Below are 25,393 nucleotides of genomic sequence, written 5' to 3'. Positions count from 1 at the left end.
CAGTAGATATTTGCGACTTGAGATCTTCTGATTGCTATGAAATAAAAATGATCCGTTTGTAGACGGCTAAATAATAAATAGTATTACTAAATAATATTGGAGACAATTCATGAACAAGGCTTACATTGGCTGTTTACTCGGTGGATTCGTTTGCGCAGCACATGCTCAGAGCACAATCACCCTCTATGGCATTGTGGATCTTGGCGTCACTTACGTGAACAACGCACAAACCGGCAAAACAGGCGGTGCGCTGTCAGGTGCACACCTGTTTGCTATTTCCGATGGAACGGCGACAGGAGTAAGCGGGAGTCGCTGGGGTCTGCGCGGAACGGAGGACCTCGGCGGAGGACTGAAATCACTATTCGTCATCGAAAACGGTTTTAACGCGAATAACGGCGTACTTGCTCAAGGCGGAACGGAGTTCGGCCGCCAGGCCTACGTGGGGATTGCTGGCGGACCCGGAACAGTGACACTCGGCAGGCAATATGACACGCTGGTCGATTTCTTGCAGCCGCTGGCTGTCGTGGGGCAGTGGGCGGGATTCATGGGCACGCATCCCGACGACGTCGACAATCTGGCTAATTCGAATCGCATCAACAATGCGGTCAAGTTCACGAGCGCTGCGTACCACGGGTTTAGCGCGGGTGCTGCCTATAGCTTCGGTGGCACGGCGGGGAGCATCACACAAAATCAGATCTGGTCAATCGGCGCGGGCTATACCGGCGGTTCCTTGTCGCTCGGGGCCGGTTATCTGAATGCTCGCGATCCGAACATCTCCTTCTACGGAAATACGCCGAACAAGGGCGGCGTGACAGCGGACAATATGGGGGCGCTGGGATCGGCGACGTCAGCCCAATCGAATCCTGTGTATGCCGGCTATGCGTCGGCTAAAACGACCGAGATTTTTGGTGTGGGTGCGGCGTATGCGATCAGTGCCACTACGCTCGGATTCGTTGCGACCAATACGCGTTTCGAGTCGCTCGGCTCCGCCTCGGGTCCCAACCCGTTCGGCTATTCTGGAACTGCCCAGTTTGCGAACCTTGAATTGAGCGTGAGATCCCGGCTCACCCCTGCATTATTGATCGGCACCGCATTTGACTATATGCGGCGAAATTCGGTTAAGGGCGATGGTGGCGCCCGGTATCTTCAACTCGACTTCGGCGCCGATTACAACCTCTCCAAGAGAACAGACCTTTACGCGTTAGCGGTCCTGCAGCGCGCAAGCGGCCGTGACTCGCTCAATCAGGCGGCGGTCGCCTCCGTCAGCGGCTTTAGTCCGTCCACCACCAGCAAGCAGGTCGGTGTTCGCGTTGCATTGCGGCACAAATTCTAACGGTGATGGAGCAGCCGGGCAGCGCACGATGAACCTATTGCGAAACATGAGAGTCTTCGTGCGCGTGGCGGAGGCTGGTAGCTTCACGGCGGGCGCGGAGCAGTCGGACATGAGCACGGGGCAGGCTTCCCGCTTTATCTCGGATCTGGAAGCCCATTTGCGCACCCGGCTGTTCAATCGGACGACCCGGCGTATCGCGTTGACCGATGCGGGAAACCGGTATTTGCATCGCTGCAAGGAGATCCTCGCGCTCATCGATGCATCCGAAGCCGAAGCCGGAGAAGCGCGAACATCACCGGCGGGCGTGCTTCGTATTTATGCTCCGTTGAGCTTCGGGCAGATCTATGTCGTGCCGGCATTGACTCACTATCTGGAGAGATATCCGTTGGTCCGTGCCGACGTGACGCTTTCGCAGCGATTTCCCGACCTGCTCGATGAGGGATTCGACGTTGCGTTCCAGGTCGCCACGGCCAATTTACCCGACTCCGCACTCGTGTCTGCCAGAATCTGCACGATGCCAACTGTGCTGTGCGCGTCGCCGAAATACATTCAACGGCACGGCGCGCCAAGGTCGGTGCCGGAGTTGCATCAGCATACGTGCCTGCAGTTGGTGACCCCGCACTTTCCGGTCGATCGCTCGAGGTTTGAAGGAAGGGACGGCGCGGCGGAAATCGAACTGCGCCCGGGCAAGTTGCGCGCGAACTCGGCCGATGCATTGGCGGTTGCACTGGTTCAGGGATTTGGAATCGGTCCGTTGCCGACGCTTTCTGCGTTATCGGCGCTGCAGAGTGGCGCGCTGGTGCGTGTGCTGCCGGAGTACGAGCTGCAGGGTACAACCGTGTACGCTACGTATTTGTCGCGAGAATACCTGGACGCAAAAATCAGGACATGGATTGCTTTTCTACGCGAGTTTGTGACTGCGGCGCTTTCTGCCAGTCACGCTTGATACTCGACCGGCGACGCATGACGACGGCGCATGAGTCAGGACAGGCCGCGAGGGGTTGAACGGGATGGCCCGGGCGTTACAATCACGCAAACACAACACTACGGTAGGGCGGCCATCTGGCCGTCGACCGCTATCAGGAGTGATTTCGTGGCAAAGGTGAATGCTGACGGACAAAAAGAACAGATCCTGAACGCCGCGGCCGCGCTCTTCATCGAAAAGGGTTTCGGCGGTGCGTCGATGCAGGAAATCGCCGAGGCGCTTGGCGTGACGCGTACCGCCGTCTATTATTACTTCAAGAACAAGGATGAGATACTCACGGCGCTGGTCGAGGAGGTCACGTTAAGAGCGAGGCGGCTGTCGAGCCAGGCAGTTGCTGAGACGGATGCAGATCCGAAAGAGCGCCTGCGTCTGTTGGTTCATCAGCATACGACACTGATTCTGAGCCACTACAACGAATTTCGCGTGATCCAACGCACCGAGCAGCAGTTGCCCGAGCGCGCATATCGCGCAAACGAAGATGCGAAGCGCGCGGTGCTGAACAACTTTACCGCGGCAATCGAAGCTGGGGTGAGCGCCGGGGTGTTCCGTGTCGTCGACGCCAAGATCACGGCATTCACTCTCATCGGCATGTGCAGCTGGCCCGCGTTCTGGTACAAGCCGGAGGGCGCGAGCAGCGCAATCGAGATCGCCGACACGATCGCTGAGCTTGCAGTGCAATCGGTCGTGCGGCCGGCCAAGCGGCAATTGAAAGGCAGCAGCGCCGTCAGCGAAGCGTTGGCACTGTTGCGCGAGGATCTGGATCATCTGTCGCTGATGATCGACAAAACACCGAAGGCCGGCTAGTTACTTATTCGCCTACGGTTTGACGCTCTCGCTGCCCATAACCGGTGTCCAGTTGGCGAGCGGTGTGAGGAAATGAAGGTCGAAGCGGCGTTCGACGAAGGCCCAGCGGCCGTCGCGACGTTCAAAGCGGTCGTGGTAGAGGCCGCTGATTTGCACGGGACCCATCTCGACATGGGTGCACAGGCAGTCGACGGCTGCCCGGCCGGTAGCGCTATCGCCGTCGATATCGATCAATGGGTTGGCCATCCAGTGATGCATGTGGGGCATTTTCTGCCAGTTCTGCCGGGCCGATTCGAGAATCGCTTCGACGCCTTCAAAGTTGCCGAAGGCGTCGCCGAGTGACAGCAGCGCACCCTCATGCCATATGCTGCGCAACAGATTTTCGTCATGGTTGTCGAAGGCCTGGGCATATTCAGCGATCAGCCGTTCAAGAGCAAAGCGGCTTTCCAACGCATCGAGCCGTGAGTCCAGAGTTTGAAGATTCATGAAATGTTTCCTGTGATGGATGATTTAAAAGTCGGTGGATAGGGACAATTCGCGCCAGCGTTCGACTTCACGGGCAACGTAGTCCAGCTTGTCGTCCACTACCTTGAGTGCATCGGCGCCGGCGCTGAAGCGAAACGGCGGGTCGGTTTCGTTTGCGATCTGGACTAGCGCAAGGCCAAGCTTGTCGGGATCGCCGACCTGGTTGTGATTGCGGGCTTCGAACACTGCATTGGCCTTGGCGCGGAAATCATCATAGTCATTCAGCGCGTGCGTGCCGCGTTTTAGCGAACGGTCGTCGAGAAAGTCGGTTCGGAAGGCACCTGGTTCGACGATGGTGAGCTTGAGACCGAAGTCCGCGATTTCTTGTGCGAGAGCCTCGGAGAATCCTTCGATGGCGAACTTGGTGGCCGAATACATCGAAGCGCCGCGGACACCCTTGAAACCGCCATTGGAAGACATGTTAATGACGTGCCCTGCGCGTTGCCGGCGCATCATCGGCAAGACCGCCCGGGTGACGTTGAAGGTGCCGAACACGTTAGTGGCGAACTGGCGCTCGATCGCCTTGGGCTCGATCTCCTCGAATGGCCCGAACTGGCCATAACCCGCGTTGTTGACCAGCACGTCGATGCGGCCAAAACGGGCGAGGGTGGCTTCCACGACGGCCTCGGCCTGCGCCGCGTCGCGAATGTCCAGTTGCGCTGTCAGAACGTTCGCTGCGTTCGCTGCATAGACCTGCTGCAGTCGATCAAGGTCGAGATCAGTGGCAACCACTACGTCGCCTGCAGTCAGCGCTGCCCGGGCGATTCCGGCGCCGATGCCACCGGCGCTGCCAGTGATGAACCAGACTTTGCTCATAGCGGCATGTCCTCTTCAATCCAGGTCAACGCCGACGTGTGGCGTGGCGCCCAGCCGAGTTCCTTGCGGGCACGCTTCGCGCGGACACGGCTATTGGAACCGAAGGTGTAGTGCGCATGGACCTTGCCCCAACGCTCGGTAGCTTGCTCCACCGTCAGGGATTCAACCGGTCCAAGCTTCAGACGCCGTGCGATAGCAGCGCCAATTTCACCGAACGATGCTTCGCCGTTCTCGATGAAATAAAACGCGCCAGCCGGTGCTTTCTCGAACGCAAGCAGATAGAGTTCGGCCACATCTTCAATGTGGACGTTCGACCAGCGATTGACGCCCCGTCCAACCATGTGCACCACACCGCCCTTGCGCGCGTCGTCGACCAGAAACGGGATCTGCACGCTGCGCGGATTGAGGCCTGTGCCACTGCCGTAGATGTTGCTCGGACAGATCACTATGGCGCGCACGCCTTCAGCGGAGGCGGCGAGTACCTGCAGTTCAATGTCACGACGGGGTTGCTTGACGGGCTCCACGATCATCGGCGTGTCTTCGTCGTAGATAGCTTCTGAAACGCTATTGCCCAGCGCATCATCGCCGATCACACTCGAACCGCTCGTGTGCAGCAATGGTTTGCCGGAGCCACGCAAACCCTCGATAAGGGCTTCGATCGCCGACAGATGATCGCTGTCGGCGGCGTGGATCACACCCTCCGATTGGTGGGCTTCGCGCGTCAGCAGACTGCTGTCTTCGAGGCTGCCGATCACGGGCCCGATACCCTGTGCTTTCAACGCTTCGGCTTTGCTTGCGTCGCGTATCAATCCACGAATGCTATGGCCTGCGGCGAGCAGACGGCGGGCGACGGTGCCGCCGACGAAACCGCTGGCGCCAGTAATAAAAATGTTCACGATCTGTTCCTTTAGAAGACTTGGTTAGGTAACTTAGCTAGCTGTCGAAGCCGGCATCAGGGTGGTCTGGTGCGCAACAAGCCGCCATGTTTCCCGCTCGCGGCGCCACACAACCATGAAGAGCGAATGGAGACTCCGTTCCGTTCCACGCACGGTTGCTTCCATTTTCAGAGCACCGCGCACGACAAACGATTCATCGCCAAGGGGCACGACTGTCTCGATGCGGCTATTCGCGCTTCGGTAGATCACCACACCGGCCCTGACGGCGTCGAGATAAGCCGTCTTGTCGTCCTTCAGGCCACTCGAATGCACGAATTGCAGATCGTCGGATAAAAGGTCGGTTAGCGCGTCAACATCGGCATTCAGCAATAGCTGCCATCGTGTGTCTTCGAGTTTGCGCGCGAGATCGAAAAAATCTGATCCGGTTGTCATCATGAGTTCCTGTTCGGGCATGGTTTTACCAATGCATATTCAGTCAAAGGGAAAAGAGGTCGTTGTCTCCTGCGAGGCAAAGAGTCCGCGTCCTCTCCACTTTGCAAAAGTAACTGCTTCTCACGCTTGAATTAAGTAGGGTAGAGTTCCCGATAGAGTGGACAATGTGTCCGCGCAATGGATGCTGCGAGACTATGGATAGCGTTGCGCTTAATGTTTTTGTTCAGGCTGCCGAGACGCGCAGCTTTGTAGCTGCCGGTCGAAATCTGGGTATTTCCGCTTCAGGCGTGGGTAAAAGCGTAACGCGTCTCGAGCAGAGTCTCGGCGTCAGATTGTTTCATCGAAGCACACGCAGCGTCAGGCTGACGGCCGAGGGCGAGATGTTTGTCGAACGCGCACGCCGCATTCTGGCGGAGTTCGACGCGGCGCAAGCCGAGTTGTCCGAGGCCTCGGCGGTCCCCAAAGGGCGGCTGCGTATCGGCTTGCCCATGATCGGCGAGCCCTTTCTACCTGTGCTTGCCGAGTTTCAACGGCGATATCCCGAGATCGAACTGGATCTCGATTTCGACAACCGGAAGGTCGATGTGATCGAAGAGGGTTACGACGCTGTCGTGCGCAGTGGCGACGTTGAGGATTCCCGTTTGACCTCGCGGCGACTGGGCTCTTTCCGGATGCTGCTCGTTGGTGCGCCAGCCTATTTCGAGCGCTGCGGGAAGCCGGTGCATCCCAGGGAACTCGCCGAGCACGCCTGCATTCAATTCCGTATACCGAACACGGGCAAACTGCAGGTCTGGCAACTGCGGCACGATGCCGACGAAGTCGAAGCGCAACTCTCCACAACGGTGACATGCAATACCAACGAGGCGCGCTTGTGCTTCGCGCTGGAAGGTCTCGGCATTGCCTACATGTCGGACTTCACGGTGAGCGACGCCCTCAATGACGGCAGGCTGGTGACCGTTCTGGACGAGTACACAACCGACCACAACACTTTCCAGCTGTTGTGGCCGTCCGGCAGACATATCACGCCGAAGCTACGAGCGTTCATCGATTTCATCAGCCAGCACGTACCGCTGGAGAGGGGGCGTCAATAGCAGACAAGCAGGGCGTGTCGCGGCGATTGCCTGACACGCTTGCTTCTGACGCACGGTATACCCCGTCCAGCGATTTACCAGACCGAATCACCGCGAATCACCGCGTCCGCGCCACCGTCAATGAAAATGGTCTGGCCGGTCATATGGCCGTTCTTTTCGCTCGCGAGCCAGGCAAGGAACTCGGCGGCTGCCGAGGGCTCGTACGGACCGCCGAGTGGCATGGGGGTGCCGGCGCTGACGGCGCGTTTTTTATCGGGGTCTTCGAAAAGTCGCGCTAGCAATTCGGTCTTGACGAGTCCTGGCGCAAGCGCATTCAACGGTATACCCGAGGCAGCCCAGTCCGCATTGATTGCATTGCGACGGATCCATCGTGAAAGCGCTCGCTTGGATGTCGCGTAGACGTAACTCGCGTCTCGTGCCCGTTCCAATGCCTGTTCCTCTGTGCCGTTCAGCAGCATGTTCAGGAGTTGCTCGTCGTATGGGTGGACGGAGGTAATGGACGAGACGGCCACGGCGCGAGGAGCCGACGACTTCAGCAGCAGTGGCCGGAGCCCTTGCAGCGTCGCCACGGCGCCGTAGTAGTTGATCGCCGCGGTGGCGGGGCCCGGAATATCGACACCGGCCACGGCGAGAACCGCGTCGATCGAGCCGCCGCTTTTTCTCTCCACCTGCTCGACCAGATCGGCGCGTCCTTCAGGTGTACCCAGGTCTGCGATGACTTCGGCATTGTGAATATCCGCGCCAATCACATGATGGCCTTGTGCCTCGAGTAAATGCCTGGTTGCGAGGCCAATTCCGGATGCTGAACCTGTAATGACGTATTTTCTGAACGAAGCAACGCTCACTCTCGCGGATCGAATGGCCGTTTGCTGAGCGGAGCCGCCGTTTGAATGTCCGACTAACCCAACGGGCGAATGACGCTTCATGGCTGATACTGTTGAAAAAGTCGCAGCGTGTCGCCCTAACAACACGAGCGAAAATTTCGACCTCTCAGATCGGCCCGCAAACCGCTCGCGAGCACCGGTTAAGGGTAAAGCGACCCATGAAAACCCGGTTGGAACGACCGTCACCGACTTTTTCAACAGTATCGGCCGCACTCTGCCTGTCGCGCCCGACGACAGGCGTCCCCGCTTCTGCCGATTGTGCGAGATCTACGACTGGCCGTTTCTCTGCGCGATGGACAGTGCTGCAAATCGGCTGCTTTGCGCTGCATCAAAGCGGCTTGAACGCAAGCATCTGCCAAGCCCAACGCGGGCATACGGTGACAACCCCTGGCGTTTCAGGCAACCGGCTTGCGCCACACGCTGGCTAGCCACGGCTGCCGCTCACGCGGCAAGCCGGCGGGCCGGTAATAGTGCTCAATTTCGACGAATCCCGCGCCCGCCATATATCGGCGCCATGCTTCGAGATCATGGAAGACGCCGTAGCGGCCGTGGCTCCAGCCTTCCTGATTCGTGCCGCGCGGGTTGGAGCTGAACAGCACGCCGCCGGGCTTCAGTGTCGCGTGCAATTGCCGCAACACGCGCGGCAACGCCTGACTCGGGACATGGAACAGCGCGGCGTTGGCGAAAATGCCGTCAAAGTGCGCGGCCGGCAAATCGAGATGCAGGAAATCCTGCTGCCAGACGTCGCAGCCAGTCGCGTCACGCGCCATTGCAACGAAGCGCTCGGCGCCATCGAGGCCGACCGCGCAATGGCCGAGTGTAGTGAAGGCCTTGAGATCTCGCCCCGGCCCGCAGCCGAAATCCAGGATCGTAAGAGGGGGCTCGACTTCGATATGGTGCAGCAGCGCCGCGATGTTCTGCGTGACGTCGTGGTCGTACGTGCCGTCGCGGAAATCTTCCGCGTGCGCGTCGTAGTGCTGCAACGTGACGGCACTGATTTTATCGAGGTCGCGGGGGTCGAGTTCCATGCGGGAAGTATATCTCGGGGCATTTCCCGCACGACTACGTCGTACCTCCGGTGTCATCGGTCGTGGTCGGTTGCGTGCCGAACAGGATGATGTGCCGTGATCGACCAGATGCAACTGGTAGCTTCGCAAATCCTCGATGGTGGCGGTGTCGGGCGAGCGCCCGAGAAACCGGGCAAACTCGCGCACGATGCGCAGATAGGTGGCTTGCGTCTTGGGAGAAAGCTGGCGCATGCGCATGTCGTCGGTCATGCGCTGACGCAGCGGGCTGACGCTCGGTTGAGAGGTCATGATTCGGCTCCTGCTGGAGAACGAGGCGGATTGCCTCATTCGCCAACATACGGAACCGCGCAGCCGACCCCTCACAAACCACCGGGCTTAGCCGGAGCCCCCTACAGCGCGAGCGGTTTCGTTCACCGACCCAGAGCCGTCAGGTTGCTCTGCTGTTAGCGGACATTGATTGAGACGGCAGCGGACACTGATGTAGTCACCGCTACAGACTATGATTCGCTGCCGCCGACACAGAACTTACTCCGCGGAGACCGGGGCCGATCGGCTACGCGCGAAGACGCCTAGTCCACCATCTACCGACTCAACACCATTCTGAGAGAGCCGCCCGTGTCGTAACGACCCCTTCGAAAGGTGATCGCGACCGCCCACTATGCGGTATGTTGCTACTTGAGCCGTGATGTCCGCTCCAGGGCAGATTGTGCCTCACCCCGTCAAACGGGTCGCCGCACCGACTGATTGTGGCTCTGTGGAGGTTGTTGCATCGATCATGGGCCCTCCACTTGGTAGCCCTTCGCCGGGCTGCCGGCTTTCCCGCATTGCGGACTGACTTTGATGTTGCAGAAGAATCCGGAAGACGAGTCCGTGCGTGATCAGCAGTAGCGGTACTACGAGAGTCGGAATGAAGTAGGTGGCGCCCAACTGCCCCGCCACGAGCCCGGCATCATTGGCCTGATAGAACGCGTTCAAGAGATCCGCTAAGCCCCACCAGTTGAAGATCCATGCGATGACAATGCCAGCCCCGCGTGGCAGCGATACCAGCGAGAGCAACGCGAGTGTCGCCGCAACGAGGTCCCCGTAGGCGGCGGAATACGCGAAGGCAGACGGCAGCTCGGGCGACACGACGCCTGGGACGAGGAATGCCAACCCAATGAAGCGGAAGCTGTGCAGGATGAGAAGAGGCCGCAGCGCTTCGGTCCGTCGCAGGAGGCGGAGTTTTGGCCAGATGTATCGCGTCGCGACGATTCCCCACGTGCTGAAGCTGAATGCGATGCTAACGAAAAACCAGAGTTGCGGCAGCATGAGTCTCTCCTTTGGTTCGAATTCCCGCGATCGACTGTGAGAACTTAAGCGCGCAGGGTGCGTAGCTCTGCGATCACAGCGCCTCGCTCCGCGTGAGCGATGGCATGCTCACGCAGCCAGACCTTGGACTCAGGCGCAAACTGCGGCTCTGACGGGAACGGGCGGCGCAGCTCGCGGTCGTAGCGGTCGAGATTGAAGCCGGGGCTGAGCGGGGCGATCACGAACTGCGCGAACTCGCGAAGCCAATTGCCGAAGGTCCGCTGGTTGCGGGGCAGCGCCGCATAACGACGAGCGATCGTCTCGAAGTCCTCAGCGGGGCGGCCGGTCACATCGAGCACGTCCGTGGTTGGCGCCCCCAGCTCGAAGGCGCCGCGCTTGTGATCGTCGATGTAGTAGCGAACGCCACTGAACACATCGATCGGGTAGCCGCTCATCCGTGCGGCCTTCATGAACATCCAGGTCGGGGTTGGCGCGACCTTAACTGATCGCCCAACGGCTCGGCCGATGGCCTTGGCCATGTCCTCCGCGCCGAGAAGCTCCGGTCCGGTGGGGCGGTAGCTTTTTCCGGCGTGCCGCGCAGGATCCATCAGCGCCGCGACGGCGACTCGCGCGATATCTTCGTTGGAAGGTGGCGCGTTGCGGCTATTACCGAAGATCCAGGGAAAGATGCCGAGACGCGCGGACAACCCGATCGTCACCAGGTAGTCGTCAGCGAAAAAGCCTGGGTTGACGATCGTATGCGCGACTCGAGGCATCATCGAGAACAATCGATCGACGAGCCAGTGCTGGCGGGTCATGAGGGCCGGATGCGAGGGGCTCGACAGCCATTGGGTGAGGCCCACGATGTGTTCGAGCCGGGATTCCTTGGCGGCGACGGCGAACGCGACCGCGCCCTGAATCATGTAGGGATCGGAAGGCGGACAATAGTAGGCGCGCTGAACATCCGTCAGCGCGTCGGCGACGCGCTCGACATCACTCATGTCGGCGACCGCTATCTCGGCCCCCTGCGCCTGCAGCCGCGCGCTGCGGCCGTCTTCTCGGTGCACCATAGCGCGCACGGGATAGCCGGCCTTCAGCAGTTCGGCAACGGCGACGCTGCCTGTCTTCCCGGTCGCGCCGGTCACGAGGATCTTTGGCTTGAGCATGATAGCCTCCTAGCAGTCGTGGTACCCGGAAGTACCAGAAGATTGCTCTAGTATGGTACTATGCGGTACCGAATGTCAAGAGAGACGATGATGACCACGGTATCGCTGTCAAAGGAGCGTCAGGAAGGCCGCGACGAAACTGAGGTGCGCGCGCGCATCCTCGATGCAGCCTTCGCAGCGTTCATGAAGAGTGGCTACGCGGCGACCAGCACGCTTGAGATCGCCACGCGCGCGCGCGTTTCGAAACGAGAACTGTACGCGCTGGTGGGCAACAAGAAGGAAATGCTAATCGCATGCATCAGCGCGCGCGCCACGCGACTGCAGGTACCCGCTGACTTGCCCGTGCCGCACGATCGCGAGACCCTCGCGCACGTACTGACTTCCCTCGGGACGCAGCTCGTCCGCGAGATAACCGATCCAACGGTCATTGCGGTATTCCGACTGGCGATCGCCGAGGCGGTCCACGCGCCCGAGGTGGCGCAAGCGCTCGACTCCATAGGGCGCGAGACGAGTCGTGCCGCCTTGCGTCAAATCATGGCCCGGGCTCAGGCGTCCGGACTTCTCAATGGCCGTCCTGCCGAACTTGCCGAACGGTTCGGCGGGTTGCTGTGGGGTAATTTGATGGTCAGTCTGCTGCTCGGCGTCGCCGAGCGGCCGAACTCACGCGAAGTCGCGGCACGTGCCCGCAACGCCACAGCTGCGTTTCTTCAACTTCATCCGCTCCCGATTAGCGCTACGATGCCCCGCCAGCACATCTGATGCATGGATGATCCGTCCAATGCCACGGCCACCTAGCGATTTCGTGGCATGGCTCCCGAGTGGCCGCTATCGAGAAACATGCGAGGCGAGATCGAGTGGCAGCTCCTGGCCGACTGTACGCGTTGAGCCCCTTCGCCGTCAGCCGCCGGCCGAAAACATTCGCCTTGGGCAGCGGCAGCTTTTTGCGTCATATTTCAGCGGGTGCAACCGGCCAGTTTTGGCCCAGACTGTGTCAAAACGTGCGCCGCGACCGGTCAGCAGGAATCTCGACTCGTCAGAACGCTCTGTGTTGGCTTGATAGCGCTTCGGGAGGGGTAAAGCGACACTCGAAAACCGAGGGATTTTGTGTTTTGACACAGTCTGGGCCGTTGGCCGTCGTCCGCGAAGTGACATTCGAACGGCCGCCTCGTTCAGATACTGTTGAAAAAGTCGCTGTCCATCTCTGTCGTGACTTCTTCAGGGGTCCTCTTGCCCTTGACCGGTACTCGCGAGCGGTCTGCAAGCCGATCTGAGAGGTCGATTTTCTTGCGAGCGAATTGAAAAAGCCACGCGGCGACTTTTTCAACAGTATCTTCAAACAAGGGACATTCGAACGCGACATGGCGCTTGTCCGCGGTGCGCAAACAGTTGAGCAATCTGTTGAGGCATTCGAGCCGCTTCACGCTGTTAGGCACAAGTTTCACAGCACGCTGGCCGGCACACCCCGGCGCTGTGCCGAAGGTGCTCGACGTGCCGCACGTTGCGGGATCAGCAGGATGCAGCGCCCGATAACGGCGACCAAGATACCAGACGCGTAGAAGCGGCTGAAGTGCACGCCGCCTTCTGCGATGGGCTTGTCGAGCAAGTCGCCGAACGGGCGCGCGAGCACGAACGCGACCCAAAAGAGCGCGGTGCGCAAGACACGGGGCCACAGCCAAAGCAGATCCACGATGACGAGCCCGGCACCGAAGATTGCCGCGCCGGCCGCATAGCCGAGCCCGGGCCGCCTCGATCATCGCCAGCGAACCAGTCGCCGAGCGCGGTACCGAGCGTCTGTGAGAACAGGATTGTGGTCCAGTAGAACCATTCCGCACGCGCGCTCACGACGCTCTCGACGGAAACCGTGCCCTCTACGCGGCCAGATAGCAGGGCTCACGACGAGCAGTGCGGAGATGATCGATAGTCCGCCTGGATAGCCGCCGCCGAGCGAGCGATCGCGGAAGTTGGCTAGCGTCGCGCCGAGTGCCGTCGTGGCGACGATAGTGGCCCAGTACAAGGACGGATAAAACTGGCGCGCGCGGATCTGAGCCGAGACCAGCACAACGAAGCCGACAAGGAGGATCAGGGACCCGACGAGACAGCCGAGGTTGAGCGACATCGTCAGCCAGTCGCCGCCGGTTTCGCCGAGCGTCGTTCCGGCGATTTTGATGATCCAGAAGCCGAGCGCGGGACCGGCTCAACGCTCAGCAAGCGAAGGAGACGGCTGCATAACTTGGGACCTTTGGAAGGCGAAAAAACAGAGGGAACCTCAATCCTCCTATGTTAGCTGCCGATCGCCCCCTGTGCCTGCGTATGCAGGATTAGGCACAACTCTCGGGGGATCGCTGTAACCGATGCGTCGGTATCCGTGGCATCGTTTTCATGCGGTCGATTCTCACAGGTTTCGCTGCATCCCGCTGCCGCGCTTTCCGAGCGCTTCAGTTCCATTTTCCACACCACTGCTCACACGAATAGTTAATGAAGCGAACTTTCACTTCGCCAGCTTCGCCCGAACCGTCAGCCGGGCACCCACCGCTGACCGCTATTAGGTCGCTGTCGCCCATTACTTTTGAGCGACGGGGACAGTACGCTTGATGCATGACGAGCGTACGTACCCCACCTTCGCTGAAATGGCTCATCACTCGCCGAGCAAAAAACTGTAGGAGAGAGATTCAAATGAGTAATTCAAACAATCTGCTTGTATTGGGCGCGACGGGGCAAGTAGGAACGCTCGTCGCTAAGAATTTAAGCAGTAGCGGTGCGCAATTTTCGGCGGGGACGCGAAGAAAAGCGCATCTGGACGCGCTCGCAGACCAATTTGGAGCATCCCGCTATATCGATCTCGATGATCCACGAACTTTCGCTGAGGCATTGAAAGATGTCACTGGGATTTTTCTTATAAATGGATATACGGTCGACATGCTTGTGCAGAGCAAAACATTGATTGATGCGGCCAGGCGAAACGGAGTGAGTCATATTGTGCATCTGGGCGTATTTACACGAGAGCACGACGCATACGCGACGGTTTTTGCCTGGCATCAGTTGATCGAAGCGTATCTTCGCGATAGTGGCGTTGCGTGGACGAATTTGCATCCCAATATGTTTATGCAGAATTTGCTAGCGGGGTGGCGCGTCGAAGGTGGTCGGTACCGCGTATACACTTCCAAACCCATTGGGTTTACAGCCTTGGAAGATGTTGCGGAAGCGGCGGCAGTCATTCTTATGGAGGGTCCGGAAAAACACCATGGAAAGGACTACTGGTTTTCAGCAGATGTACTTGATCCGCAGCAGGTGGCTGGAACGCTAACCGCGGCTACTGGTTATCAGTTCACAGCAGAGGTTCGTAATCACGAGCTTTTTCTGAAGGAAATGGTGATACCAGCGGCTTCAACGTACGAATCGGCCTATGCAAAGGGAGGGTTCGAATTTTTCCGGGACGTTGAGAACGGAAGAATGGCCTACATCGGAAGCGTTGCAGACGATACGAAAAGAATTCTAGGTCGCGCACCGTTGATGCTGCTGGATTGGGCAAAGCTTCACGCCGATGAGTTGTTGGAAATTGTGGGTAGCTAATTTTTTCTAATTTCCCATTTGATTCGACTTCGGCCGTGCGTCGCGTAAAGAGCTGCCCACTTGTTGGGCTAAAGCGCGTTGAACTTTTCTCCGATTTCAAGTAAAGGGGCTGCTTGTGCCTTACTCCGAGCGTTATTGCGCGCTGTTGCGCGCGGGATTTTCTTTGTTTGCCGCCGCGGCGTTGGCCGCCGTTCTCTCGGCGTGCAGCAAGGGCAGTGCGCAGGTGGTGGCACCGCCCCCGGCCGAGGTCAGCGCGGCTCAGGTCGTGGTCAAGCCCGTGCGCCAGTGGGACGAATTTAACGGCCGCATCGCCGCCATCGACGCGGTCGAGGTGCGCGCGCGGGTTAGCGGCTACATCGACCGTATCGCCTTCAAGGAAGGCGATGAGATCAAGTCCGGCGATCTGCTGTTCGTGATCGACCCACGCCCGTACAAGGCCGCCTACGACAGCGCGGCGGCGCAGCTCGAACGTGCGCGTGCGGCGGCTCAATTGGCGCGCGCGCAGGATCAGCGCGCGCAGGCGCTGATCGCGGCCAACGCGATTTCGCGCGAGGACGTCGACACGCGCCGCGCCGGTCTCGCTCAGGCCGACGCCGACGTGCAAGCGGCCGAGGCGGCGCTGGCCACGGCGAAGCTCAATCTTGGCTTTACCGAGGTGCGCTCGCCGATCGCCGGGCGCGTCAGTCGCGCCATGCTGACCGTCGGCAATCTGGTCCAGGCTGACCAGAGCGTGCTGACCAGCGTTGTCTCGCAGAACCCTGTCTATGTCTACTTCCAGCCGGACGAGCAGACCTACCTTCGCTACGCGGCACTCGCGCGTAAAGGCCAGCGGCCAGACTCGGCTAATCCGGTGCGCATCGGCCTCGCCAACGACGTCGGCTTCCCGTATTCCGGTACGGTCAACTTCGTCAACAACCAGGTCGACTCAGCCACCGGCACGATCAATCTGCGCGCGGTGGTACCGAATCCAGACCGCGCGTTGACCCCGGGTCTGTACGCGCGTGTGCAGCTCGAGGGCAGCGCCGAGTTCAGGGCGATGCTGATCGACGACAAGGCGATCATGACCGACCAGGACCGTAAGTATGTCTATGTGGTGGGCCCGAAGCACGAGGCTCTGCGCAAGGACGTCACGCTTGGCGGGTTCGCCGATGGTCTACGTATCGTGCAGTCCGGGCTCGCGCCGGATGATAGGGTCATTGTCGCCGGCCTGCAGAGGATTTTCTTTCCGGGCGCACCAGTGAACGCCAGTACGGTGGCCATGGGTGCGTCGGCGGCAGCTCCAGCTTCGATCGCGGCGAAGTGAGGAAAGCGCGACATGAATATCTCCAAATTCTTTATCGACCGCCCAATCTTCGCGGCGGTGCTATCGATCGTAATCTTCGTCGGCGGCTTGATCGCGATCCCACTGCTGCCGATCAGCGAGTACCCCGAGGTAGTGCCGCCGACCGTGGTTGTGACCGCAACCTATCCCGGCGCCAATCCCAAGGTGATCGCCGAAACTGTTTCGGTGCCGCTGGAGGAGCAGATCAACGGTGCCGACCACATGATGTACATGAAATCGGTGGCCGGTTCAGACGGTGTTTTGCAGATGACGGTCACGTTTGAGCCAGGTACCGATCCCAGTCAGGCCCAGGTCGACGTCCAGAACCGCGTGGCCCAGGCGCTGTCGCGTCTTCCTTCGGAAGTGGTCGCGCTCGGCGTGACCACGCAGAAGCAGTCGCCGACGTTCGCCGTCATGGTCACGCCGTACTCTCCGGACGGCCGCTACGATGCGCTTTACCTGCGCAACTACGCCAACATCAAGATCAAGGACGAACTCGCGCGCCTGCCCGGCGTCGGCCAGATACGCATGTTCGGCGGCGGGGACTACGCGATGCGCGTTTGGATCGATCCGAGCAAGGTCGCCTCCCGAGGCATGACCGCGGGCGACGTGGTCCGCGCGATACAGGATCAGAACATCCAGGTGTCGGCGGGTCAGCTTGGCGCCGAACCCATTAAAGGCGGTAGTGATTTTATGATCGCCATCAATGCGCAGGGCCGTTTGCAATCGCCCGAGGAGTTCGGCAACGTTGTGCTTAAGACAGGCGCCAACGGCGAGGTCGTCCGCCTCGCCGACGTAGCGCGCATCGAACTTGGCTCTAGCGACTACACCCTGCGTGGCGCGGTTGATGGCAGGTATACCACGGCCATCGGCGTGTTTCAGGCGCCGGGAGCCAACATGTTGACCGTACGCGATGCAGTGATCGCGAAGATGGACGAGTTGTCCAAGCAGTTCCCGCCCGGCATGACCTACCATTCGTACTACGACAGCACCATTTTCGTGCGTGATTCGATCAAAGCCGTGGCGCACACGCTGGGCGAGGCGATTCTACTAGTCGTGCTGGTGGTAATTCTGTTCCTCCAGACCTGGCGCGCCTCGATTATTCCGCTGATCGCGGTGCCGGTGTCGGTGATCGGTACCTTCGCCGTGCTGTATGTGCTCGGCTTCTCGATCAACACACTGACCTTGTTCGGCCTCGTGTTGGCGATTGGCATCGTCGTCGACGACGCGATCGTCGTGGTCGAGAACGTCGAACGAAATATCGAGGAAGGGCGCACGCCGCTGGAAGCGGCGCATCAAGCTATGAGGGAGGTTTCCGGACCAATCGTGGCCATTGCGCTGGTGCTTTGCGCGGTGTTCGTGCCGATGGCCTTCCTGACCGGCGTCACTGGTACCTTCTACAAGCAGTTCGCGGTGACCATCGCGATCTCGACAGTGATCTCGGCGATTAACTCGTTGACCTTGTCGCCGGCGCTTGCGGCCAAGCTCCTACACGCGCACGACGCGCCCAGGGACGCGGTTTCTCGCGGCATTGAGCGCGCGTTCGGCTGGGTGTTCGGCCCGTTCAACCGCTTCTTCAAGGTGAGTTCGGACAAGTACCAGGGTTCGGTATCGCGCATCCTCAAGCGCCGTGGCGCGGCGTTCGCGGTCTACGCGGTGCTACTCGTGGGCACGGGCCTTATGTTCAACAACGTACCGCGCGGCTTTATCCCGACCCAGGACAAGCTCTACCTGATCGCTGGCGTGAAACTGCCGGATGGCGCTTCGATCAGTCGCTCCGACGCGGTCGTGAAGCGAATGGACAAAATGGCCCTGGAGACAGAAGGCGTTGACCACACGGTTTCGTTCGCTGGCCTCAACCCAACCCAGTTCACCAACACGCCCAACTACGCCATAGCGTTCGTGATTCTGAAGAAATTCGACGAGCGTCACGTTAGCGCCAAGCAGATCGCTGATGCGATCCAGGCCAAGCTCAGCACGATCAAGGAAGGCATGGCGTTTGTCATGATGCCGCCGCCGATCCTGGGGCTCGGCAACGGCGCCGGCTATTCGCTGTTTGTCGAAGATCGTGCTGGAAGAGGTTACGGCGAGTTGCAGCAAGGCGTGGGCGCGCTGCAAGGCGCGCTCATGAAGCAGCCGGGTATGGGCTTCCCGTTTTCGGGCTACCAGTCCAACGTGCCGCAGCTCGACGTGAATGTGGACCGCCTCAAGGCCAAGACACAAGGCGTGACGCTAAGCGACCTGTTCGAGACCTTGCAGGTCTATCTTGGTTCCAGCTATGTCAACGATTTCAATCTGTTTGGCCGCACCTGGCGTGTGTATACGCAGGCCGAGGGCGACTACCGTAAAAAGGTCGAAGACATTGGCAACCTGAAAACGCGCAACGCTCAGGGCGAGATGGTGCCGATTGGCTCGATGGTGAACATCAAGCAGAGCTACGGACCCGATCCGGTGATCCGTTACAACGGCCATCCGGCCGCTGATTTCGTCGGTGAGGCTAACCCGGCGCTGCTCTCATCCGCACAGGCGATGGACAAGATCACCGAGATTGCCGGAAAGGTGTTGCCGAACGGTATGAGCTTCGAATGGACCGACCTGAGTTTCCAGGAAGCCACACAGGGTAAGGCCTCGTTGCTCGTGTTTCCGGTAGCGATCCTGCTGGCTTTCCTCGTACTCGCTGCGCTATACGAGAGTTGGGTGCTGCCGCTCGCGGTAATCCTGATTGTGCCGATGTGCATGCTTTCGGCGCTGACTGGCGTCAAGTTGTTCGGCGGCGACAACAACACCTTTGTGCAGGTCGGATTGGTAGTGCTGATGGGCCTGGCGTGCAAGAACGCGATCCTGATCGTGGAATTCGCGCGCGAGCTGGAATTCCAGGGTAAGGGCATCGTGGAGGCCGCGCTCGAAGCCTGCCGACTGCGCCTGCGCCCGATAGTGATGACCTCGGTGGCATTCATCGCCGGCACCGTTCCGCTGGTGCTTTCTCACGGCGCCGGCGCCGAGGTTCGCTCGGCCACCGGCATCACCGTGTTCGCCGGGATGATCGGCGTGACCCTGTTCGGTCTCTTCCTCACGCCGGTGTTCTACGTCGGCCTGCGCAAGCTGTCCGGCCGCAAGCTGGTCCAGCATGGTGAGGGGAGCATGGCGCACGATTGAAGCCCGGCAAGGTGCTGATGGTGCCGGGGCTGCGCTCGCCTACGGCATCGACGACAACGGTCGTCAGCCGCCCTCGCCTGCGCCAACGCTCGGATCGTTGGTGCAGGCGCATCAGGCGGTGGTAGGCCGATAAACGATTTCCCTGGAGAAGCAATCGCCATGTGCAGTTCAACTCAGTCCCTGCTGATCGCAGCCAGCCTGACCCTGGCCGGTTGCGCGGTCGGCCCCGACTACCACCGTTCCGACCTGCCTGTGCCCGCGCAGTACGCGCGCCAGGAGGCCGCGCCCGCGTCGAGCGCTGCCGGCATCGCCGCGCCGCTCCCCGCCGACATACAGTTCTGGCAGGCGTTCGGCGATCCGCAGTTGACCCAACTCGTTGAACAGGCGCTGGCCGCGAACAACGATCTGCGCAGTGCGCTGGCTAACTATGATCGCGCCGCCGCGCTGTTGCGCGAGGCCAGGTTCGACTACGTGCCGACCATCACTGCCAGTGCGAATGGGGGGCATCAGACGCTGAGCGTGACGCAGGTCGTGCCCGGTACGCCGCGCTCGTTCCGCAGCTACGACGTCGAGGCCAACGCGAGCTGGGAACTCGATCTGTGGGGCCGCGTACGTCGTGAAGTGGAGTCGGCGCGCGCCGACACCGCGGCCAGCCGCGCCGATCTCGCCGCCTTGCAGGTGTCGATCGCCGGCGAGACCGCGAGCACCTACGTGCAACTGCGCGGCCTGCAGGAGCGCTTGCGCGTGGCGCGCGAGAACGCCAACAACCAGCGCGAAACATTGAACCTCGTCGAAGCACGATACAAAGCCGGCAGCGACACCAACTACGAGCTTGCGCTCGCGCGATCCCAGTTCGAGACCACCTCCTCGCGCGCGCCCGCGCTCGAGGCACAGGTGGCGGTGGCCGAGCATCGCCTCGCCGTGCTGACCGGCCGCCCGCCCGAGGCGCTGATCGCCGAACTCGATGCGCCCAGGCCGCTGCCGGCCCTGCCCGCGGACATCGATCCCGGCACACCGGCCGACCTGATCCGTCGCCGTCCCGACATCGCCGCGGCCGAAGAACGATTGCACTCGGCGACCGCGCAGATCGGGGTCGCCACGGCCGACTTGTTCCCGAAGTTTTCCTTGAGCGGGCTGATCGGCACGCAGGCGTTCACACCCGGCACGCTGTTTCACGGCGGTACCGGCATGAATTCGGCCTTCCTCGGCGTCGACTGGTCCTTTCTCGACATCGGCCGCGTGCGCGCGCGCATCGCCGCGAGCCGCGCCGATGCGGCCGGCCTGCTCGCGCAGTACCAGCAGACCGTGCTGCTCGCGCTGGAGGACACCGAGAACGCGCTGATCCGTGACGCGCGCACTCGCAGCGAGGACGCGCAGCTCGAGCGCGCCGCGCGCGACAGCGCGGAGGCGGCGCGGCTGGCCCGCGTGCGCTACCAGGCCGGGATCATAGGCCTGTTCGAAACTCTCGACACCGAACGCCAAATGCTCTCCGCCCAGGATGCCGCGGCCGACAGCCGCACGCGCAGCGCCACGGCCGCGGTCGCGCTCTATCAGGCGCTGGCCGGCGGCTGGCCGCAGAAACTGCCGGAAGCGGAAAAGCTGTCCTCGACGGCTTTGTTACGTTGACGCAGGGTAGTCGTAGGATCCGGAGATGAAGTCGACGAAATCGCCTTATCACGGCGGGGGCAGGTCATGCGGTCGAACTCGTCTCGAAAGCGACATCACGAAGCCGGTCGCGGTCAATGCCGGCCCTTCAACAATGGTTCGATTTTTAATGTGCTGCCGACGCTGCACCGGAACCCCCTCCCGTGACAGGACGTGTTATCCATACGAGCGGGATGATGAGGATGAATCGGGCAAAGCGATGACAATCTTTCCCACATGTTCACTCGAGCCAAGCGCTTCCATCGCCGCTCTGCTGTCCGCGAATGCAAACACTTGACTGATAACGGGTTTCACCCGGGCGTTAGCGACGGCGCGAAGCAATTCCTCCAGCACCGCTCGATCACCCACACGAACCGGTCTGAGCGTGGCTCCGCTTGCTGTGATCTGTGCCGCCTCGAGAGCGGGACCGGCAGTCGAAAGTTGCCCTACCAGTACGACTTCCCCGCCGCGACGAACGGCCGTCAGCGAATGATATAGCGCGCCTGCGCCGACCACATCGACCACCCGGTCGACGCCCAACCCGTCCGTCAATTCTTGCTTGACGTGACGTCCCCACGCTTCAATGTCTGAGTAATTGACGATTCGATCTGCGCCCAGCTGCCTGAGCCGTGCGCCTTTATGTTCGCTCGATGTGGTGCTAATGACCGTAGCGCCGAGGACCTTGGCCAGTTGAATGGCAAATACTGAGACACCTCCGCTGCCGAGCGTCAGCACCGTATCGCCTGCTCTAATCGGGGAAGGCCCCGAGAGCGCGTTCCATGCGGTCACCGCCGCACACGGCAGCGTGCATCCCCCTGGTACGACAGCCCGGATGGCAGCGGCACGATGGCCTCCTGAGACACCGCCTTGTATTCCATCAGCCACCCGTCGGCCCCGTTGCCATACGTGTCGTTGCTGACGGTGGCTGGCGGACGACCGCCGAACCAGCGAGGATGATACGTGCTGATCACCCGATCCCCGGCTCGGAAGGCGCTGACACCTTCGCCGACGGCAATCACATCTCCCGCCGCGTCGCTACACGGCACGCGACCTTCGGCAACTGGTCCCGGATATCCGCCCTCGGCGATCAGAAGATCGCGTCGGTTAAGCGAGACCGCGCGGATCTTGACGAGTACCTCGCCACGCTGCGGAACTGGCTGGCGCTCGTCATGTAGCGTCAAATCGTGCAGACCGGAGAGTTTGTCGAAACGGAATGCTTTCATCGTGAACCTCCTTGCTCGGACGCGCGGTCGGTGAGCGTTGGTAGCGGCATGTGAAGCGGATCTGTTGAGTGAACCAGGGGCTGACGGCCGAGCGGCGATGCGAAAAATGAGTATGCGAGCGACGTGGTCCAGGTCGCGGTTGTGCCAGCTATGGCGGACACCTCTGAGTACAGCCGATTCGCCCGCGTGAAGTCGAACTTCCTTGCCGGGTTTGAGTTCGATGTCTGCAAGTGCTTTTCATGGGTTTCAGCCCGGTATGACCCGGTAAGGTTCGACGCGCTTTGGTCCATCGCGTGGGCCGCCTCAGGTGATCGAGCGCGTGCGAGAGGTGGCTCAGCATCGCGCCGAACAGGTCAGGGAGCGCTATTCAGATCGGGGTATGGACAAGGATATGTAAAGAGGGACTGCTATCGTTATTTGGCTTCCGCCACGGCTTGGCGAACGACCTCGGCACCATGGACCGCATCGATTTCGATCTCGGCGACTTCCGATACGCGCACCACCATCATGTAACAGCCGATGGTATAGATAGCCTCAACAATTTGGCGGGATGAATAGAACGCAGAGAGTGCACCAAAAACGTAGTCATCAACCCGTCCAGCCCGAACCACCTGTCTTGTAAAGGCAAGGATAGCGATCTCTCGTTCATTGAATACTGGCGCGTTGAAGCGACCGTCGTCGATCGCATCAATCTTGTCCCGGGAGATGCCCATGTCCTCCGCAATTTCCACATGTTGCGCCCATTCATATTTCGAGCGTTCAAGATGTTGAACGGCAAGAGCAATGATCTCCCGTTCGCGTGGGGGAATATCAAGCTTCGCAAAAATGGCTTTCGCGAATTCCATAAAGGGTAAAAAAACAGTCGTTCCATGAGCGAGAAGCCGAGCTAAATTTAATTTTCCGGCCGGTGCGACACGAAAAAACTCAAGCTGGGCAGGCGTGAGCTCTTCATCTTTTGCCAGAGGTATCCGGGTCATCGTAATTTCCTCGCTCTCGTGAGCTATTGTCGAAAGTGGTGTACGGGGTCCGGGGAGCAACGGAACGCTTATGGTTTTTTTGCGTAACCGTTCCGTTGCTCCCCGGACCACGAAACCCCTGAGAATCGGCAGCACGGCAACGATGCCACGGATACCGATGCATCGGTTACATCAATCCGCCGAGAGTTGTGCCTGATCCTGCAAACAGACACCAAAATGGTTCTATCTGCCGTTACCATGGGGTGGAACAACTTCCGGATCGGCATTGTTGCCCACCATGAGTATCCAAACCCTCAAGGAAATTGCCCGCCTGGTCGCCCGTCATGCGAAGGACGAAGGTCGGAACGCCACGCCTGTCGACAGCCTGGTGATAGCGCGGTACACATCCCGTTCACCCGCGATCCATTGCCCGCAATCGCCGATGTTCGGGATGGTGGTACAGGGCAGAATGAGCATCGAACTTGGTGGGACGATCCAGAATTTCGGGTGGGGTGACTATCTGTTTGTGTCGTTCGATGTTCCGGTGGCATTTCGGGTTATAGAGGCTAGCGAGGAACAGCCGTGTCTTGGACTAGGTATCTCGATTTCCCCGGAGCGTCTACACGAAGTGCTCGCCAGGGTGGACATTCCCCCAGATCCCACGGCAACCGAAGAAGCATGCAGTGTCATTGTCGCAAGCGCGAGCTTCGACTTGCTGGATGCGACGCTTCGCCTGTTACGCCTTCTGGATACCCCTGGCGACATCCGGCCGATGGCGCCCCTTATCGAGCAGGAGATCATTTACCGGCTTTTATCCGGGCCGCATGGCGGACGCCTGCTGCAACTGGCCGTGGCCGGCAGTCCAGCCAACGGGATAGCCAAGGCGATCGCCTGGTTGCGCAGGCATTACGTGCAACCACTGCGCATCCCGGAACTTGCCGACCAGGTCGGGATGAGCGAGTCCTCATTGCACCACCACTTCAAGGCAATCACCGGCCTCACGCCGATGCAATACCAGAAGCAACTCCGACTGCACGAAGCACGTCGGCTAATAGAAATCGAGCGTCGGAACATCGGTAGCGCCGGCTATGCGGTGGGCTATCAAAGCCGCTCGCAGTTCGGTCGTGAATATAGCCGGCTATACGGGGTATCGCCGCAGCAGCACATGACCAGCAGCAGTTCGACATAACGGAGGAGTTGTGCCCTCGTTGATCCCGAAAACTTCCGGGCAGCCCGGCAGGCTTCAGCATGGCTCTCTGGTAGCCTGGAGCGAGAAAGCCACGATCTGAACGTCGCCGTGGGGCCTCAGCCCGAGACAGCGTCGCACTGCGAATCCGCGACAAGTTGCATCGTAAGATGTTCTAGCGCCGCTACCGTACGGCCATCTCGCAGCTCGCCGGCTTCGTCGAACGCTTGACATGCGTGCCGTACCAGGACTGTGGAAAGGAACGCCACCTTCAGGTCTATCTCGATCGATACACGCATTTTAAGTGCGGCGACGTCGACGCCAAACCCGTCAGCCGAAACGGCGGCCAATGCGTATACCGGTCGGAGTCGCTCTAGCGACTGTCGTCGTTCGGCCTCTATCGCGCCGAGCCATGCGATGGCGTTGACCAGTAACTTCGGCAAGTAGCCGTGGCGAGCTGTCGTCACCAATAGGACACCGTTTTGTCTGAGCGCCAGTTTATGCAGAGATCGGGCCTCCAGGGGGACGTCGTCAGGGACGTCGATACGGTCAGGATAGAGCGGCAATGGGTATTCAGTCAGGTTCAATACCGTTAGCACGGCATTCTCTGCTGCTAGTCGCTTAGTGGCAAGTGCGGTCAGGCGACCGTCGCACGATTCCCTGGTCGCCGATGTCGAGACTATCAGGATTTTTGGTCGATACTTCGATGCACTGCCGAAAATACTTGTCGTCATCTCTCGCTCCCGTTCACGTTGAGGTCGCGATCAGTACGCTTAACCGAAGCGTCGCACCGCCCATTGGACTTTGCGCTGTGGTGGCTTGCTCTCTTCGACCGAACCTCGTTGTCGGCGATCGCACATTTAACGGTTTTGTGAGAAGCAACCGTTTACGAAAGATGGCACAGTGCCCGCGTATCGGTTACCGCAATCGCGCGAGAGTTGTGCCTGATCCTGCAAAAGAAACACAGCGGATCGATCTGCGGCTACGATGGAAGGACTGGGACAACATCCGGCTCGGTCCCGTTGCTCAGGCAGCACCTGAGAGCTAACGATGTCACCCCGCAGAGCTCCAAACGATCGCTACCTGCGAC

23 protein-coding genes and 2 pseudogenes are annotated in these 25,393 nt (G+C 60.2%); 10 read left to right on the top strand and 15 right to left on the bottom strand.

The features are described 5' to 3' along the window. The first annotated feature begins 109 nt into the window (after positions 1-109). From P3T21_RS27780 to P3T21_RS27770, 3 genes are all read left to right on the top strand, one after another. Positions 110-1,333: a porin gene (locus P3T21_RS27780; RefSeq protein WP_429259156.1), complete on the top strand. Its 1,224-nt coding sequence runs from the start codon at positions 110-112 to the stop codon at positions 1,331-1,333. Between the two features lie 28 nt (positions 1,334-1,361). Beyond that, entirely contained in the window at positions 1,362-2,279 is a 918-nt protein-coding gene (locus P3T21_RS27775) for a LysR substrate-binding domain-containing protein (protein WP_429259155.1), read from the top strand. A gap of 147 nt (positions 2,280-2,426) precedes the next feature. Beyond that, on the top strand, positions 2,427-3,122 hold the full coding sequence (locus P3T21_RS27770) for a TetR/AcrR family transcriptional regulator (protein ID WP_429259154.1): 696 nt from the start codon (positions 2,427-2,429) through the stop codon (positions 3,120-3,122). Positions 3,123-3,134: 12 nt separating this feature from the next. On the opposite strand, the gene P3T21_RS27765 is transcribed toward P3T21_RS27770, so the two are convergent. From P3T21_RS27765 to P3T21_RS27750, 4 genes are read right to left on the bottom strand one after another with little or no spacing between them, the layout of a single operon-like run. Next, on the bottom strand, positions 3,135-3,608 hold the full coding sequence (locus P3T21_RS27765; RefSeq protein ID WP_429259153.1) for a nuclear transport factor 2 family protein: 474 nt from the start codon (positions 3,606-3,608) through the stop codon (positions 3,135-3,137). A 24-nt stretch (positions 3,609-3,632) separates the two neighbouring features. Then, entirely contained in the window at positions 3,633-4,463 is an 831-nt protein-coding gene (locus tag P3T21_RS27760; RefSeq protein ID WP_429259152.1) for an SDR family NAD(P)-dependent oxidoreductase, read from the bottom strand. Next, positions 4,460-5,359, bottom strand: coding sequence for an NAD-dependent epimerase/dehydratase family protein (locus tag P3T21_RS27755; protein WP_429259151.1), 900 nt, complete (start codon positions 5,357-5,359; stop codon positions 4,460-4,462). Before P3T21_RS27755 ends, P3T21_RS27760 begins: the two co-directional genes overlap by 4 nt. Positions 5,360-5,392: 33 nt before the next feature. Then, entirely contained in the window at positions 5,393-5,791 is a 399-nt protein-coding gene (locus tag P3T21_RS27750) for a nuclear transport factor 2 family protein (RefSeq protein ID WP_429259150.1), read from the bottom strand. Positions 5,792-5,985: 194 nt separating this feature from the next. Here P3T21_RS27750 and P3T21_RS27745 point away from each other — a divergent pair, with 194 nt between their 5' ends. Then, the gene (locus P3T21_RS27745; RefSeq protein WP_429259149.1) at positions 5,986-6,882 is read left to right on the top strand and encodes a LysR family transcriptional regulator; all 897 of its coding nucleotides are present in this window, start codon (positions 5,986-5,988) and stop codon (positions 6,880-6,882) included. 74 nt (positions 6,883-6,956) lie between these two features. On the opposite strand, the gene P3T21_RS27740 is transcribed toward P3T21_RS27745, so the two are convergent. The 5 genes and pseudogenes from P3T21_RS27740 to P3T21_RS27720 form a co-directional block, all read right to left on the bottom strand. After that, positions 6,957-7,964 (bottom strand): SDR family oxidoreductase, encoded by a 1,008-nt coding sequence (locus P3T21_RS27740; protein ID WP_429259148.1) that lies wholly within the window; start codon positions 7,962-7,964, stop codon positions 6,957-6,959. 197 nt (positions 7,965-8,161) lie between these two features. Then, entirely contained in the window at positions 8,162-8,794 is a 633-nt protein-coding gene (locus tag P3T21_RS27735) for a class I SAM-dependent methyltransferase (RefSeq protein ID WP_429259196.1), read from the bottom strand. 93 nt (positions 8,795-8,887) lie between these two features. Continuing rightward, a pseudogene (locus P3T21_RS27730) lies at positions 8,888-9,043 on the bottom strand (phage integrase N-terminal SAM-like domain-containing protein); the annotation flags it as partial. 462 nt (positions 9,044-9,505) lie between these two features. Continuing rightward, positions 9,506-10,102 carry a hypothetical protein gene (locus P3T21_RS27725; protein WP_429259147.1) on the bottom strand — a complete coding sequence of 199 codons (597 nt, stop codon included), beginning with the start codon at positions 10,100-10,102 and terminating at the stop codon, positions 9,506-9,508. A gap of 44 nt (positions 10,103-10,146) precedes the next feature. Beyond that, positions 10,147-11,247, bottom strand: a complete 1,101-nt coding sequence (locus tag P3T21_RS27720; RefSeq protein WP_429259146.1) for an NmrA family NAD(P)-binding protein — start codon at positions 11,245-11,247, stop codon at positions 10,147-10,149. A gap of 87 nt (positions 11,248-11,334) precedes the next feature. Between P3T21_RS27720 and P3T21_RS27715 the strand changes: the two genes are divergently transcribed. Continuing rightward, positions 11,335-12,006 carry a TetR/AcrR family transcriptional regulator gene (locus P3T21_RS27715; protein WP_429259145.1) on the top strand — a complete coding sequence of 224 codons (672 nt, stop codon included), beginning with the start codon at positions 11,335-11,337 and terminating at the stop codon, positions 12,004-12,006. Positions 12,007-12,416: 410 nt separating this feature from the next. On the opposite strand, the gene P3T21_RS27710 is transcribed toward P3T21_RS27715, so the two are convergent. Beyond that, entirely contained in the window at positions 12,417-12,668 is a 252-nt protein-coding gene (locus P3T21_RS27710) for a hypothetical protein (protein ID WP_429259144.1), read from the bottom strand. 17 nt (positions 12,669-12,685) lie between these two features. Continuing rightward, positions 12,686-13,417 (bottom strand): annotated as a pseudogene (locus P3T21_RS27705) (COG4705 family protein). Between the two features lie 503 nt (positions 13,418-13,920). Between P3T21_RS27705 and P3T21_RS27700 the strand changes: the two are divergent. The 4 genes from P3T21_RS27700 (at position 13,921) to P3T21_RS27685 (ending at position 20,920) form a co-directional block, all read left to right on the top strand. After that, positions 13,921-14,817, top strand: a complete 897-nt coding sequence (locus P3T21_RS27700) for an NmrA family NAD(P)-binding protein (protein WP_429259143.1) — start codon at positions 13,921-13,923, stop codon at positions 14,815-14,817. A 142-nt stretch (positions 14,818-14,959) separates the two neighbouring features. After that, on the top strand, positions 14,960-16,120 hold the full coding sequence (locus tag P3T21_RS27695; RefSeq protein ID WP_429259195.1) for an efflux RND transporter periplasmic adaptor subunit: 1,161 nt from the start codon (positions 14,960-14,962) through the stop codon (positions 16,118-16,120). Between the two features lie 12 nt (positions 16,121-16,132). Next, entirely contained in the window at positions 16,133-19,294 is a 3,162-nt protein-coding gene (locus P3T21_RS27690) for an efflux RND transporter permease subunit (protein ID WP_429259142.1), read from the top strand. 159 nt (positions 19,295-19,453) lie between these two features. Further along, positions 19,454-20,920, top strand: coding sequence for an efflux transporter outer membrane subunit (locus tag P3T21_RS27685; RefSeq protein WP_429259141.1), 1,467 nt, complete (start codon positions 19,454-19,456; stop codon positions 20,918-20,920). 195 nt (positions 20,921-21,115) lie between these two features. Here P3T21_RS27685 and P3T21_RS27680 read toward each other — a convergent pair whose 3' ends face one another. The 3 genes from P3T21_RS27680 to P3T21_RS27670 all read right to left on the bottom strand — a co-directional run bounded on the left by P3T21_RS27680 (position 21,116) and on the right by P3T21_RS27670 (position 23,138). Then, a complete protein-coding gene (locus P3T21_RS27680; protein ID WP_429259140.1) occupies positions 21,116-21,673 on the bottom strand; it encodes a zinc-binding dehydrogenase in 558 nt (185 codons plus the stop codon). Between the two features lie 50 nt (positions 21,674-21,723). After that, positions 21,724-22,161: an alcohol dehydrogenase catalytic domain-containing protein gene (locus P3T21_RS27675; protein WP_429259139.1), complete on the bottom strand. Its 438-nt coding sequence runs from the start codon at positions 22,159-22,161 to the stop codon at positions 21,724-21,726. A gap of 413 nt (positions 22,162-22,574) precedes the next feature. Beyond that, entirely contained in the window at positions 22,575-23,138 is a 564-nt protein-coding gene (locus P3T21_RS27670; RefSeq protein WP_429259138.1) for a carboxymuconolactone decarboxylase family protein, read from the bottom strand. A gap of 265 nt (positions 23,139-23,403) precedes the next feature. Between P3T21_RS27670 and P3T21_RS27665 the strand changes: the two genes are divergently transcribed. Further along, complete coding sequence (locus tag P3T21_RS27665; RefSeq protein WP_429259137.1) at positions 23,404-24,306, top strand: AraC family transcriptional regulator N-terminal domain-containing protein; 903 nt, start codon at positions 23,404-23,406, stop codon at positions 24,304-24,306. A 116-nt stretch (positions 24,307-24,422) separates the two neighbouring features. Here the strand turns inward: P3T21_RS27665 and P3T21_RS27660 are convergent, their stop codons facing one another. Then, entirely contained in the window at positions 24,423-25,037 is a 615-nt protein-coding gene (locus tag P3T21_RS27660; protein WP_429259136.1) for an NADPH-dependent FMN reductase, read from the bottom strand. Positions 25,038-25,393 lie beyond the last annotated feature (356 nt).

Origin of the sequence: Paraburkholderia sp. GAS334 (genome assembly GCF_050436625.1) — a bacterium.
In the GTDB taxonomy this organism is placed as follows: domain Bacteria; phylum Pseudomonadota; class Gammaproteobacteria; order Burkholderiales; family Burkholderiaceae; genus Paraburkholderia.
This window is presented reverse-complemented; position numbering and strand designations above follow the sequence as displayed.